9 protein-coding genes and 1 pseudogene are annotated in these 13,808 nt (G+C 42.4%); 8 read left to right on the top strand and 2 right to left on the bottom strand.

The window, feature by feature from the left end:
• Positions 1–71 precede the first annotated feature (71 nt).
• The 5 genes from AC0OMA_RS18225 (at position 72) to AC0OMA_RS18245 (ending at position 6,098) form a co-directional block, all read left to right on the top strand.
• Positions 72–1,223: a CDP-glycerol--glycerophosphate glycerophosphotransferase gene (locus AC0OMA_RS18225; RefSeq protein WP_047183289.1), complete on the top strand. Its 1,152-nt coding sequence runs from the start codon at positions 72–74 to the stop codon at positions 1,221–1,223.
• Between the two features lie 88 nt (positions 1,224–1,311).
• Positions 1,312–2,025: an IspD/TarI family cytidylyltransferase gene (locus AC0OMA_RS18230; RefSeq protein WP_003235520.1), complete on the top strand. Its 714-nt coding sequence runs from the start codon at positions 1,312–1,314 to the stop codon at positions 2,023–2,025.
• Positions 2,022–3,047, top strand: coding sequence for a ribitol-5-phosphate dehydrogenase (locus AC0OMA_RS18235; protein ID WP_003235523.1), 1,026 nt, complete (start codon positions 2,022–2,024; stop codon positions 3,045–3,047). Before AC0OMA_RS18230 ends, AC0OMA_RS18235 begins: the two co-directional genes overlap by 4 nt.
• Positions 3,048–3,050: 3 nt before the next feature.
• Positions 3,051–4,220, top strand: coding sequence for a CDP-glycerol glycerophosphotransferase family protein (locus AC0OMA_RS18240; protein ID WP_181220216.1), 1,170 nt, complete (start codon positions 3,051–3,053; stop codon positions 4,218–4,220).
• Between the two features lie 18 nt (positions 4,221–4,238).
• A complete protein-coding gene (locus AC0OMA_RS18245; protein ID WP_181220390.1) occupies positions 4,239–6,098 on the top strand; it encodes a CDP-glycerol glycerophosphotransferase family protein in 1,860 nt (619 codons plus the stop codon).
• A gap of 38 nt (positions 6,099–6,136) precedes the next feature.
• On the opposite strand, the gene lytD is transcribed toward AC0OMA_RS18245, so the two are convergent.
• Positions 6,137–8,779 (bottom strand): beta-N-acetylglucosaminidase LytD, encoded by a 2,643-nt coding sequence (gene lytD / locus AC0OMA_RS18250; RefSeq protein ID WP_474222323.1) that lies wholly within the window; start codon positions 8,777–8,779, stop codon positions 6,137–6,139.
• A 129-nt stretch (positions 8,780–8,908) separates the two neighbouring features.
• A complete protein-coding gene (gene manA / locus AC0OMA_RS18255) occupies positions 8,909–9,859 on the bottom strand; it encodes a mannose-6-phosphate isomerase, class I (RefSeq protein WP_251217479.1) in 951 nt (316 codons plus the stop codon).
• Between the two features lie 264 nt (positions 9,860–10,123).
• Here manA and gerBA point away from each other — a divergent pair, with 264 nt between their 5' ends.
• The 3 genes and pseudogenes from gerBA to AC0OMA_RS18270 all read left to right on the top strand — a co-directional run bounded on the left by gerBA (position 10,124) and on the right by AC0OMA_RS18270 (position 13,807).
• Entirely contained in the window at positions 10,124–11,575 is a 1,452-nt protein-coding gene (gene gerBA, locus AC0OMA_RS18260; protein ID WP_327844879.1) for a spore germination protein GerBA, read from the top strand.
• A gap of 5 nt (positions 11,576–11,580) precedes the next feature.
• Positions 11,581–12,686, top strand: a pseudogene (gerBB, locus tag AC0OMA_RS18265) (spore germination protein GerBB).
• Positions 12,683–13,807, top strand: a complete 1,125-nt coding sequence (locus tag AC0OMA_RS18270; protein WP_063334768.1) for a Ger(x)C family spore germination protein — start codon at positions 12,683–12,685, stop codon at positions 13,805–13,807. Before gerBB ends, AC0OMA_RS18270 begins: the two are co-directional and overlap by 4 nt.
• Position 13,808 lies beyond the last annotated feature (1 nt).

Raw genomic sequence — 13,808 nt, forward strand, 5'->3', positions numbered from 1 at the left:
GTAATGAAATGCATGAACCTTTCGCTGTGCCTGCCGACAATCCGCGGCAGCCGTTTTGAGCTGATGACAGATTGAAATCCTGGTTTGCGTTTTTTTACTATTTGTTCATCAAAGTCATCGGCGCATTGCTGTTTTGGGTCAAACCGGGAAGTCAAGTGACCCTTCTTGTTTCCTTTCCTGATAATGCCCGGGCAATATTAAAGGAATATCAGATGGGACACTACTCATTTCCCATTCATGTTCTTCTGACCCAGCATGCCAAATCGCTGGAAACAGAATTTCCTGAGCTTACTGTTTCAGTTATTAACGAAAAACACCCGCTTCATATATATAAAGCGGTCTTTTCTATGCTGAGCAGTAAAGCTGTGATTGTTGATAACTATTTTGTTTTGACAACCGTTTTGACCTGCAGACCTGATATCGAGTGTATCCAAGTTTGGCATGCAAATGGAGCGTTTAAACGATTTGGGTTAAAGGATATCAACACACAGAATCGTTCGCGGGCTGACGTGAGACGCTTTCGCAAAGTGTATGCTTCATTTGACCGGATTGTCGTCGGTTCTGAACATATGGCTGACATATTCAAGGAATTTTTCGATATAAAAGGTGATAAATTTCTTCGGTTTGGCGTGCCTTTAACCGATGCTTACTATGAGGTGAAGGAAAACAGCAATGACCTTAAAAGCAAATATCACCTGCCGGCAGAGAAAAAAATCATCCTGTATGCGCCAACCTTTAGGGATCATCAGTTTGAAAGCTTTTCGCTGCCGTTTTCAGAAAAACAGCTGCAGCATGATTTAAAAGGAGAATATTTACTTGCAGTAAAACTTCATCCTGTTATGAAGCAATCTGCTGAATTACCTGGGGATAGTGCGTGGATAAAAGACGTATCAGATCTCCCGCTTGCAGACCTTTTAAAAATGAGTGATCTGTTAATATCAGATTATTCTTCTGTCCCTTTTGAATTTGCTTTGCTGGACAAACCCATTTTGTTTTATACGTATGATATGGAGGCTTACAACAGAACCCGCGGTTTAATCCGCCATTATACAGAGGTAATCCCCGGGGTTCCTTGCCGTGATTCAGGAATGCTCTTGGACCAGCTGAAAGATATGAACAGGCTTCAAACTGAAGTGGAGCGCTTTTCACGTGAATGGAATCTGTACTCGAGAGGGAATGCCAGCAAGCTGCTTTTAAGCTATGTAAATGAGAAATCAAACTGATCTTTATATATAATAGAGATCGGTATTGCAAATAATATGAAAACCTTTTATAAAACATTATGAGTTGTAGTAAGGAAGGAGTCATTTTATGATTTATGCTGAGATTCTAGCCGGTGGAAAAGGTTCCCGCATGGGGAACGTCAATATGCCAAAACAGTTTTTGCCGTTAAATAAACGCCCAATTATCATTCATACGGTTGAAAAGTTTTTATTAAATGACCGTTTCGATAAGATTTTAATCGTCTCCCCTAAAGAGTGGATTAACCATACAAAAGACATTTTAAAGAAATTTATCGGGCAGGATGATCGCCTGATTGTCGTTGAAGGCGGCAGCGACCGTAATGAATCTATTATGAGCGGCATCCGCTATATTGAAAAAGAATTCGGTATTCAGGATGATGACGTGATCATCACTCACGATTCTGTGCGTCCGTTTCTCACTCATCGCATTATCGATGAAAACATTGATGCTGTTCTTCAATACGGCGCGGTTGATACTGTTATCTCAGCCATTGATACAATTATTGCTTCAGAAGACCAGGAATTTATTTCTGATATCCCTGTCCGCGATAACATGTATCAGGGGCAAACACCGCAAAGCTTCCGGATCAGCAAATTGGTCGAGCTTTATAATAAACTGTCCGATGAGCAAAAAGCTGTCCTTACTGACGCTTGCAAGATCTGCTCGTTAGCGGGTGAAAAAGTGAAGCTGGTCCGCGGTGAAGTCTTTAACATTAAAGTAACGACACCATATGACTTAAAAGTGGCTAATGCCATTTTACAGGAGCGAATTTCACAATGATTAATCAAACATATCGTTTAGTTTCTGCCCGACAATTTGAAGTGACATATAAAGATAAAGTTGTCCATTCAGATAAGGTCGTCGTCCGTCCTACCCATTTATCCATCTGTGCTGCAGACCAGCGTTATTATACTGGCTCACGCGGCAAAGAAGCGATGGACAAAAAACTGCCGATGGCTCTGATCCATGAAGGGATCGGAAAAGTCATGTTTGATCCAACAGGCACATTTAAAGTCGGAACCCGGGTTGTTATGGTGCCAAATACACCGGTTGAAGAGCATGAAGTCATCGCGGAGAATTACCTGCGGTCCAGCAGATTCCGTTCAAGCGGTTATGATGGATTTATGCAGGATTATATGTTCATGGCGCCTGATCGGCTTGTTGAGCTTCCAGACAGCATTAATCCGCATGTCGCAGCCTTCACTGAGCTTATTACAATTGCAGTTCACGCGCTTTCCCGCTTTGAGCGCATGGCGCATAAGAAGCGTGACACATTCGGTGTCTGGGGGGACGGAAATCTCGGATTTATCATGACGCTTCTACTGAAGAAAAAATATCCAGACAGCAAGGTGTTTATTTTCGGAAAAACACCTTACAAGCTTGATCATTTTTCTTTTGTTGATGCAGCTTATCAAATTAACGACATTCCTGAAGATGTCAGAATTGATCATGCCTTTGAATGCGTGGGCGGACGCGGCAGTGAAAGCGCAATTGAGCAAATCATTGCCCATGTCCATCCTGAAGCGTGTGTAGCGCTCTTAGGCGTGTCTGAATACCCTGTTGAAATTGAAACAAGAATGGTGCTTGAAAAAGGGATTACGCTGATCGGCAGCAGCCGCAGCGGACGCGAGGATTTTGCCCGTACTGTAGACTTTTTAGCTCAATACCCTGAAGTCGTTGATTATTTAGAAACATTAGTTGGCGGACGCTTCCCGGTACGCAGTATTGAGGAAATTACAAACGCGTTTGAAGCAGATTTGACTTCATCTTGGGGAAAAACTGTTATTGAATGGGAAATTTAAACAGTGAAAACATTCCTTACACGAATTGTAAAAGGAGTATTCGGCACTGCTTATAAACTATTGAGCGCTTTATTACCAGTACAGCACAACAAAATTGTCATAGCTTCCTATCGTGAGGATCATTTAAGTGATAATTTTAAAGGTGTCTATGAAAAGCTGAAGCAAGATCCGTCTCTTCGCATCACCCTGCTGTTCCGCAAGATGGATAAAGGGCTGATCGGACGAGCTGCATATTTGCTTCATCTTTTCAGCTCGTTATATCACCTTGCAACATGCCGCGTGCTTTTGTTGGATGATTATTATTTTCCTTTGTATGTTGTGCCAAAACGAAAGGAAACTGTTGCCATCCAGCTTTGGCATGCTTGCGGCGCGTTTAAAAAATTTGGCTACAGCATTGTGAACAAGCCGTTCGGCCCTTCTTCTGATTATTTGAAGATTGTTCCCGTGCATTCAAACTATGATTATGCCATTGTCAGTGCACCCGCTGCCGTTCCGCATTTCGCCGAAGCCTTTCAAATGGAGCAAAAGCAGATTTTGCCGCTCGGCATTCCAAGAACGGATTATTTTTATCATAAGGAACATATTCGCACTGTACTGGATGAGTTTCATCGGGTTTATCCTGAACTGAAGCATAAAAAAAAGCTTTTGTATGCTCCTACTTTTCGAGGCAGCGGACATCATCAAGAGGGTGACGCTATACCGCTTGATCTGCTACAATTAAAATCGGCGCTAAACCATAAAGATTATGTCGTGATCCTCCATCTTCATCCGTATATGCGCAAACATGCGCACACGGAAGAGGATGATTTTGTGCTGGATTTAACTGATTCGTACTCTTTGTACGATTTGATGGCAATCTCTGATGGGCTGATAACCGATTATTCTTCAGTTATTTTCGAGTACAGCCTGCTGAATCGTCCGATGTATTTTTACTGCCCGGATTTAGAAGACTACTTGGAAGAACGTGATTTCTACTACCCGTTTGAATCGTTTGTACCCGGGCCGATTTCTAAAGACGTTGCATCACTTGTATACGATATCGAGAGTGATCACGAGGCTGATACGAAACGTATTGAAGATTTTTCACAGGCATTTATCACCCATCAGGACGGCAAATCTTCAGAGCGGGTGGCCGATTTTATTTCATCATTTTTAACATCTGGTGCCGATTAGGAGAAAGTGAGGTACAAAGTGAAGCTGGCAAGAAAGATCAAGAACAGACTTTTCAGATCAAAAAAGAAAACGCAAAAAGAAAATGCAGCTGTCATTGTCCATCCAGCTGATAACAGGGTTTTTTCTCTTTTTGATAAAACGAAGCGAATTGAAGAAAACCAGCAAGTCCCTGTCAGAAAGATTTCTGAGTTTTCTTGGAATGGGTCAATTTTAAAAATTGCGGGTTATATGTATATCAAGGGCCTGCCGCTTCAAAAAGAGGATCAGGTTCGAAAACGTTTATTATTGGTGAACAATGGTATTTTATTTACAGCTGTTTCACTGCGGGATGTTCCGGTAGATAAGCTGTCAATTGATACTTCAAATGTGCCTGGAGCCTATAAGTGGGCAGGATTTTCACAGCAGATTAACTTTTCTAAGCTGATGAATGACAAGCCTCTTCCGCAGGGCGAGTATAAGCTGTTTCTCGAGATTGAAGCTGTAGATGACCAAAATGTAAAACATCAGGAAGTGCATACAGTCGGAAATGTTAGTAATTTCCTCTCTAATGATGTGTATGCCACAAAAATGGAATTTCATTCTGCTAAAAAGCTGATGAAGTTCAATTTAATCGTTAATTATGATGAGGGCGAAAAGACGATTAATTTGTCTTGCAACAAACTGCAGGAAATTGATCCAAGCCTTTTGGAGCTGGATACTGGAAAAGAGGCAAACCGCTTTTTGCGCAAGCTGAATACAAGCTTATTCCATTTTGCTTATGATGTATTCCGCCTGCTTCCAATTAAGTCTAATAAAATTGTCTTTGCTTCTGACAGCCGGCTTGATATGACAGGAAACTTCGAATTTGTTTATGAAGAGCTGCTGAAACGTGAAGAAAATTTTGATTTCAAATTTTTCTTAAAGAGCAGCATTCGAGATAGAAAAAGCCTGTCTGAACTGATGTCTATGGCTTATCATTTTGCGACAAGCAAAATCATTTTTATAGATGATTTTTATCCGATTATTTATCCGTTAAAAATCCGTAAAAATGCGGACCTTGTCCAGCTGTGGCATGCTGTCGGTGCCTTTAAGACATTCGGCTACAGCCGAATCGGTCTGCCGGGAGGACCGTCACCGCATTCGAAAAACCATAGAAACTACACGAAGGTTATTGTCAGCTCTGAAAATATACGGAAGCACTACGCAGAGGGCTTTGGCGTAGACATTGAAAACGTCATTGCTACGGGCGTACCGCGGACAGACTTTTTCTTTGATGAAGCGAAGAAGGCATTTGTAAAAGAACGCCTTTATACGGAATATCCGTTTCTAAAGGACAAAAAGGTCATTCTTTTTGCTCCAACCTTCCGCGGAAACGGTCAGCAATCAGCTCATTATCCTTTTGAAGTGCTTGATTTTGACCGTCTGTATCGTGAGTTAAAGGATGAATATATCTTCTTATTCAAAATTCATCCATTCGTACGAAACGATGCCAATATTCCTTATCAGTACAGCGATTTCTTTTATGATTTCTCTTCGTTCAGGGAAATTAACGAGCTATTGCTCGTAACAGATATTCTGATAACGGATTACTCTTCTGTTTGCTTTGAGTATGCTTTATTAAATAAACCAATGATCTTCTTCAGCTATGATGTAGATGATTATATTCGCAAACGTGATTTCTATTACGATTACTTTGACTTTATTCCTGGCCCTCTTGCGAAAACGTCTGAGCAAATGATTTCGATCATTAAAGAAGAGAAGTATAACTTTGAGCAAATTGATTCATTTGTTCATTATTTCTTCGATGATCTTGATGGAAAAGCAAGTGAGCGAGTCGTCGATCAAATTGTTTTCCCTCAGGAAGAAGAGCCATCCGAGGATAAAGTTCTTAAAAGATAAATCAAAAACACCTTTTGCAGCCGCAAAAGGTGTTTTTTTTATTGATATTCCGGAACATCAAAGTAAAGTGTATAACCGTCCAGCAATGAATACAGGCTGTACATGCGGTTTACTTGTTTGTACGCCCAGCCGATGTCTGTTGCGTATTGGTGTGTCGCTGTAGCTGACCATCTCATTTTGTACAGTGTGTCCTGATTGTAAGCTGTGTTGTGGATATACGATGAGCCTATGAATTTAGCTCCTCCGATAATGGCCGCTTCTGGTGTGAACCAGCCCTGCTCGTACGCATATTTGGCTCCGTAGTAATTCGGATTGCTGTCGTATGCTCCAATTCCATACATGTTGTATACGGTTTTTCCGTTATAGGTTAATCCATTGGCTAAGGCAGATGTCCCGTTTCCTGTTTCAAGAAGAGCGTGTGAGATTAAATACAGTTCGTTGATGCTATATTGATTGGCGGCATCGATAAATGCCTTTGCTCTCCCTGTCAGGATGCCTTTACCCGCAAGCACTTTCTGATTGACCTCAGTAACGCTGAGGCCCGCTGTCTGTGACAGCTTGAGAAATTGGAAGTAGTATTTGCTGTCTCTGGAAAAGTTATTCGGATCCACGTATTGAACTACTTCACCACTGCTTGCGTTTCGCCAGCCCAAATTGATCTTAGCCCAGCCGTTTATCTGTCCGATGATTTTCACTTTATCGCCTTTTTTAAATTGGCCGATCACGTTTGTCGGGCTGACTTCCGGCGTTGACCGGATATTTAGTACATCAGCCGTAACGGTTGATGTTGCTGTATTAATGTACGTGAGCGATACGTAAGCCGCTCCGTCTGTTTGCGGACTTACTGTCATTTGTTTTTGGACCATATCACGAAGCGAGAGATTGTAGTTTGTTTTCATGATTTGCGGACCGTTTTTGATCTTCACGATAGATGATGTCCATCCGTATAATTGTTTTAGCTTCGTTGATGCCGCAGCAGCTGTATCATTGCCTGTGAACTGCTCATTTACGTTGATTTTATAAAGCGTATTGCTTTTCGTTGTGTAGCTGGGGGTTACACTTTTTGATTTAAGATAGGTTAACCCATTGTTCAATGCTGTTTTGCTGCTGAGCTGTGTTGTCACGATTTTGTATTGTGTATATGCAGTCTGGCCTGTTTTTGATGTTGTGACTGCGATTTTATTTTGTTTAAAAAATGTTAAAACGCCGTCAATCTCTTCTTGGCTGATGATAGCTTCAGTTGTGATTTGATAGCTGCTCGCAGCTGTCTGACCGGTTTTCTGGCTTGCTGCTGATATATGATTTGATTTGAAAAACGTGAGTGCCTGATTGACTTTCGTTTGATCAAGCAGAGATTCGGTTGTGATTTTAAACGTGTCAGCTATTTGTTTTTTGACGGATTTCGCAGAAGCACTCAGCTGATTTTTCTTTAATATGTTCAAACCCTTTGTGACTTTTGCTTGATCTGATGTTTCTTCTGAGATAAGCTGATATTGATTTTCTGCTGTTGAACCAGCTGCTATTTTTGCAGCTTTTACTTTTTTCTGAGCAAAGAAGGCTGCTGCTTTGTTTGCTTGCTGCTCGCCTAAAATCTTTGCCGTCGTGATTTGATAAGCGGCAGAAGTTGCCGTTTTTTTGACGCTGGATGACGTGTAATGCCATTTTTTCTTTTTAAAGAAAGTGTTTACTTTTTGAAGCTGCTGTTTTGTTATACCCTTCATATTCACGGTATATGATGTGCTTTTTCCAACCTGTTGATAACTGCCGGATACGCCGGTGTTTTTCTTGATTTGGCTGATGGCGTCCTTTACTGTACTCAGCCCTTTGAAATAAGCTGATTGGACATTGTATGATTCAACGGTTGTTTTTTGATTGATGGACTTGTAGCTGCCTGTGATGCCAGTGCTCTGTTTCAGCTGCTGCAATAGAGTTTTGGCATTCGCTTCACCTGAAATGGAGGCAGTTGTGAACGTATAATAGGCTTGTCCTTTCACGGTTTCCTTTAATGATGCCTGCAGCCCCGATTCCTTTTGAAAGGCGTTTTTGATCTGCGCAGCTCTGCTGTCTCCCACGATTGTGCCAGACTGAATGGTTGTGACAGACACCGTGTGTGTGATGGGCTGATACGAGCTTTTAATCCCCGTTTGCTTAGCCAGGCTCTGGATAAGCGCCTTGACCTTTGTCTCATCAGCAATGTCTGATGTCATGACGTTCATATAGGGCTGAGCTGCTCCGTAAGCTTTTACAGCGCCAGCCACTCCCGTCTCCTGTTTCAGCTTTGCTAGGATAGTGTTGGCCTGTTTTTCTCCGGAGATGGCACCTGACGAGATGGTGACATATGGCTGTTTGCTTCCAACAGGACTTGACGTTCCTGTAATCGATGTCTGTTTGGCGAGTCCGCTCAGTATTGCTTTCGCTTCTGATTCGCTATGAATGCCTGAGGCGGAAATTTGGTAGGTCGTTGTTGTGCCTGAAGCCTGATAGGATGCATCCCAGCCAGTATCTTTTTCCAGTTTGGCGACAGCTTGTGAGGCTTGGCTTTCTGTACTGAACGTATTCGACGGCTCTACTTTATATAGTGAGTAGTCGGTATACGCGGCTGCCTGGGCAGAACCAGATATGGCAAAAAAGGCAAGGGACGCGGCGGATAGAAGCATAGGTGCGATTAGTCTCTTTTTCATTCCTTCTCCTCTTTCTTATTCTATGAGTATATAAAACTAGTTTATTTATCGGCACGCGCATGCTTCATTTATAGGTGAATCACTTCCATTTTCTAATAAAAAAAACTTAATCTCGAAGTGAGATTAAGTTTAAATATGAGACACGATAAGGGTACAAGTCCCTTTTATCGTAAAATCGGGCATTTGAGCCGGCAAAATAAAGTGATCGCCTTTTTTGAGCGGACATGTTTTGTCCTCATACATGAGCAAACCGCTCCCTTCTATCACGCTGCAAATCAGAAAGGATTCATCCTGAGCCATTTCAGCTTCGCCATTGATGTCCCATTTATACACCGAAAAATATTCCCCTTGGACAAATGTTTTAATGGTTATGCCTTTTCTTGATTCTGTCGATTCATCTATATACCCGTCCACATGGGGAACCGTGGCGGCATTGACCGCTTTGGCAAAATGAAGCTCTCTCGGACTTCCGTTGCTATCAAGACGGTCATAATCGTACACCCGGTATGTGGCATCTGAATTTTGCTGAGTCTCTAAAACAAGGGCCCCCTTGCACAATGCGTGCAGTGTTCCGCTCGGCACATAATAGAAATCACCCGGTTTAATTTTGATTCTTCGCAGCAGACCCTCCCAGTCACCGCTGTTGATCATTGTGACAAGTTCGGTTTTTGAGCGGGCCGTATGCCCGTAAATGATTTCTGCGTTGTCCTTACAGTCGATAATGTACCAGCATTCCGTCTTGCCGAGTTCTCCCTCTTCGTTTTCTCCGGCATAGTAATCATCAGGGTGAACTTTAATTGACGTATCTTCCTTCACATCCAGCAGCTTTGTCAGAAGCGGGAACCGATCCCCCTCTACGCCGCCGAATACTTCACGGTGCTCTTTCCAAAGCTCGATCAATGTCTTTCCTTTATACGGGCCATTTGCAACAGTGCTCGGTCCTTTTGGATGAGCGGAAATGGCCCAGCATTCCCCCGTTGATTCTGAAGGAATACTGTATCCAAATCTATCTCGTAAAGCGGTTCCGCCCCAGATTTTTTCTTTAAACACAGGCGTTAGAAAAATCGGTGATTGCGTCATGATCCGTACCCCTCCCCTGTAAATAACTGATCATCATTTTCCCGGTGCGCCCCTCTTACAAACGCCCGTATAAGCTGTCTTTTTTCCGATGACAACATATGTACAAAGCATCATCTTTTCATTACCCCTTCAAAGAAAACGCTTCCTATCTATTATATCACGTCGAAAAGAAGCTTTGTTTCAGCCTTTTCCTCGATAAGAATAATTCTCCTTTTTTGATACAAATTAATAAAACCGTCAATCTGTTTACGAAGGAGAAAAACTATGCAAATCGACTCTGATCTCCAGAACAATTTAGACACACTGAAAAAAACATTGGGACAAAACGACGATATGATGTTTTATACATTTGCTTTCGGAGATAGCAGACAAAAGGCGTGTTTACTGTATATTGACGGTCTGACAGAGAATAAAATGCTGGCGCAATACGTCATTTCTCCTTTACAAAAAGAGGCGTTAGCCCATAAGGAATGCTCGATTGAAGACTTATCCGCCTTTTTTTTCGGCTTTCACCACAGCGTTGTTTCTACAATGAAAGAAATAGAGCAGCTCGTTTTTTCAGGGCAAGCCATTTTGCTCGCTGATGGCTATCGCGGAGGATTAGCTTTCGACACAAAGTCAGTCACAACACGCAGTCTTGATGAACCCTCCTCCGAAGTCGTGGAACGCGGTCCTAAAATAGGATTTATTGAAAAACTGCGGACAAACACGGCGCTTTTGCGTGAACGGACGAGTGATCCTAATCTCGTCATCAAAGAAATGACACTCGGAAAAAGGACGAAAAAGAAAATCGCTGTCGCTTATATTCAGGATATCGCCCCCGATTATGTCGTCAAAGAAGTGTTTAAAAGGCTGAAATCAGTCAATATAGATAATTTGCCGGAATCGGGGACGCTTGAACAGCTGATTGAAGACGAACCATTTTCAATTTTCCCCACAATATTAAGCACAGAACGACCAGATCGTGTAGAGGCTGCACTGTTAGAAGGACGAGTGTCCATATTAGTGGATGGTACGCCGTTTGCTTTGATTGTACCGGCTACGGTTGACGAATTTATTCATTCGCCCGATGATTACAGCCAGCGCTGGATCCCAATGTCACTTGTACGCCTTCTTCGTTATTCCAGCATCCTGATCACCATTTATTTGCCCGGTCTGTATATTTCTCTCGTTTCTTTTCACACCGGGCTATTGCCGACTAGAATGGCCATTTCCATTGCAGGCAGCAGGCTTAACGTACCGTTCCCGCCTTTTATAGAGGCCTTTATCATGATCTTTACGATCGAATTGATTCGAGAAGCCGGGTTAAGGCTGCCTAAGCCGATTGGACAGACAATTGGCCTTATCGGCGGGGTCGTCATCGGACAGGCAGCTGTTCAGGCACAAATTGTCAGTGCGCTTATGGTCATTGTCGTTTCTGTCACAGCACTGGCATCCTTTACCGTTCCTTCATACGCCTATAACTTTCCGCTGCGGATCATTCGGATCGGGGTTATGATAAGTGCAACAGCGCTTGGCATGTATGGCGTTATAATGGTTTATCTGTTTGTGATTGGCCATCTCATGCGCCTGAAAAGCTTTGGACAGGATTATATTATTCCAATGTTGGCAATCCCTGGACAGGATTTAAAAGACACGGTGATCCGCATTCCTACTATATTTTTAAAAAGAAGACCGACACGAAACGATCCTGAAGATAACATCAGACAAAGGTGATGGCTATGAGGAAATCAGAGCATAAACTGACATTTATGCAGACGCTCATTATGATCAGCAGCACACTGATCGGTGCCGGGTCTTAACCCTTCCCCGCTCAGCTGCCGAAACCGGCAGTCCGAGCGGATGGCTTATGATACTGCTGCAGGGCGTTATTTTTATTATCATTGTTCTGCTTTTTTTGCCTTTCCTTCAAAAAAACAGCGAAAAAACTCTTTTTAAGCTCAACAGCATGGTAGCTGGAAAATTCATCGGCTTTCTATTGAATTTATATATCTGTCTATATTTCATTGGGATTGTTTGTTTTCAAGCTCGGATTTTGGGAGAGGTTGTCGGATTCTTTTTGTTGAAAAACACGCCAATGGCAGTTGTTGTGTTTATATTTCTTGCAGTTGCCATCTATCATGTGGGCGGAGGCGTTTATTCAATTGCAAAAGTATACGCTTATATTTTTCCTATAACCCTTATTATTTTTATGATGCTTCTGATGTTCAGCTTTCGCTTGTTCCAGTTCGATTTTATCCGGCCTGTTTTTGAAGGAGGCTATCAAAGTTTTTTCTCTTTATTCCCAAAAACACTATTATATTTCTCAGGATTTGAAATCATCTTTTATCTCGTCCCATTTATGAGAGATCCGAAGCAAGCGAAAAAGGCTGTTGCTTTTGGGATCGGGACTTCTACAGTGTTCTACAGCATTACTTTGTTCATTGTGATTGGCTGTATGACTGTGGCTGAGGCAAAAACGGTGACATGGCCGACCATTTCCCTCATCCACGCATTAGAGGTTCCGGGTATTTTTATTGAACGATTTGATCTGTTTTTACAGCTGACCTGGACAGCTCAGCAATTTACCTGTATGCTCGGATCCTTCAAAGGCGCCCATATCGGGTTAACGGAAATCTTTCATCTAAAAAATAAAAACAATGCTTGGCTGCTGACTGCAATGCTGGTTGCGACGTTTTTCATAACGATGTATCCCAAGGACTTGAATGACGTGTTTTATTACGGGACGCTTCTTGGATATGCTTTCTTAATTGTGATTGCAATTCCATTCTTCGTCTGGCTTTTAAGCTGGGTACAGAAAAAACTTGGGAGGAGTCAGCTGCAATGAAAACAGCAACAAAACTCGCAGTCATGTTTCTTATGCTGCAGGTTCTCTGCGGGTGCTGGGATGTCAAAAATATTGAGAAACTATCCTTCGCCAGAGGGCTGGCGATCGATGAGACAGATGATCACCAGTACAAACTGACGTATCAAAACCTTCTTCCCCAAACCGAAGACAGCCAAGCATCCGGAAAACCCGAATTTGTCAATGTGACGTCCTACGGGAAAACGATCCTGGAAGCAGTCAGTGATGTATCCATCAAGGACCCTCCTGTTTATAGCGATCATTTAAAAGTGATTCTTTTGGGAGAAAAACTGATGAAGAATCAAAATGTAGACCAAGTCTTCAACCACTTTATCCGGGATGATGAGCTGCGGCGAAGCAGCTATTTGATGGCAGCCAGAGGGAATGCAGCTGATGTTTTCACAAAAGGAAACCCCAATCAGCAGCAGCCGATGCCCTCAGAAAAACTGATTGATTTGACAACTCACAGCGGATATAACGGTAAGATTATGATACCGCTGCGCATCGGCAGAGCATCTATATACTCTCAGAACGGGTACAGTTATCTTATTCAAGCCGTGAAAAACCAAAAGGGAAAAGCCAAGTATGACGGTGCAGGCGTTATCAAAAGAGGCAGCAATAAACTTGTTGGGTTTCTTTCAGCTGATGAAACCCAGACACTGACATGGGTCATGGGGACGATCCAAGGCGGTGTCATGCCAACGACAGATAAAGGACATCCGATTACGTTTGAACTCAAAAAGTCAAAAACGAAAATTAAGCCGATCATTGAAAACGGAAAGCCTGTCTTTCAGATTTCTGTTAAAACGAAGGGCATCCTGACAGAAGACCAAAACCCGCATGAAAACTCCTTTAGCAAAAGATATTTGCACAGGCTGGAGAACATTTTTGAGAAAAAGCTTGAACGAGATGTAAAGCAGGTGATGGATAAACTGCAGCACGAGTATAAAACCGATCCGGTCTTTTTATCAGACCACATAAGGATTCAACACCCTGACTACTGGAATAAAGTAAAAGGACATTGGGATGAAATATTTTCTGAGGCTGATTTTAAGTACGATATTTCTTTTAAAATCATTAACTTTGGCACGGTGGGAAAGTAAG

The sequence above is a fragment of the Bacillus sp. AMCV2 genome, assembly GCF_056033925.1.

Bases quoted from the DNA above. Each gene is read 5' to 3' on its own strand.
- AC0OMA_RS18230 (WP_003235520.1), top strand. From the start codon at position 1,312: ATGATTTATGCTGAGATTCTAGCCGGTGGAAAAGGTTCCCGCATGGGG.
- AC0OMA_RS18235 (WP_003235523.1), top strand. From the start codon at position 2,022: ATGATTAATCAAACATATCGTTTAGTTTCTGCCCGACAATTTGAAGTG.
- lytD (WP_474222323.1), bottom strand. From the start codon at position 8,779: ATGAAAAAGAGACTAATCGCACCTATGCTTCTATCCGCCGCGTCCCTT.
- manA (WP_251217479.1), bottom strand. From the start codon at position 9,859: ATGACGCAATCACCGATTTTTCTAACGCCTGTGTTTAAAGAAAAAATC.
- gerBA (WP_327844879.1), top strand. From the start codon at position 10,124: ATGCAAATCGACTCTGATCTCCAGAACAATTTAGACACACTGAAAAAA.
- AC0OMA_RS18270 (WP_063334768.1), top strand. From the start codon at position 12,683: ATGAAAACAGCAACAAAACTCGCAGTCATGTTTCTTATGCTGCAGGTT.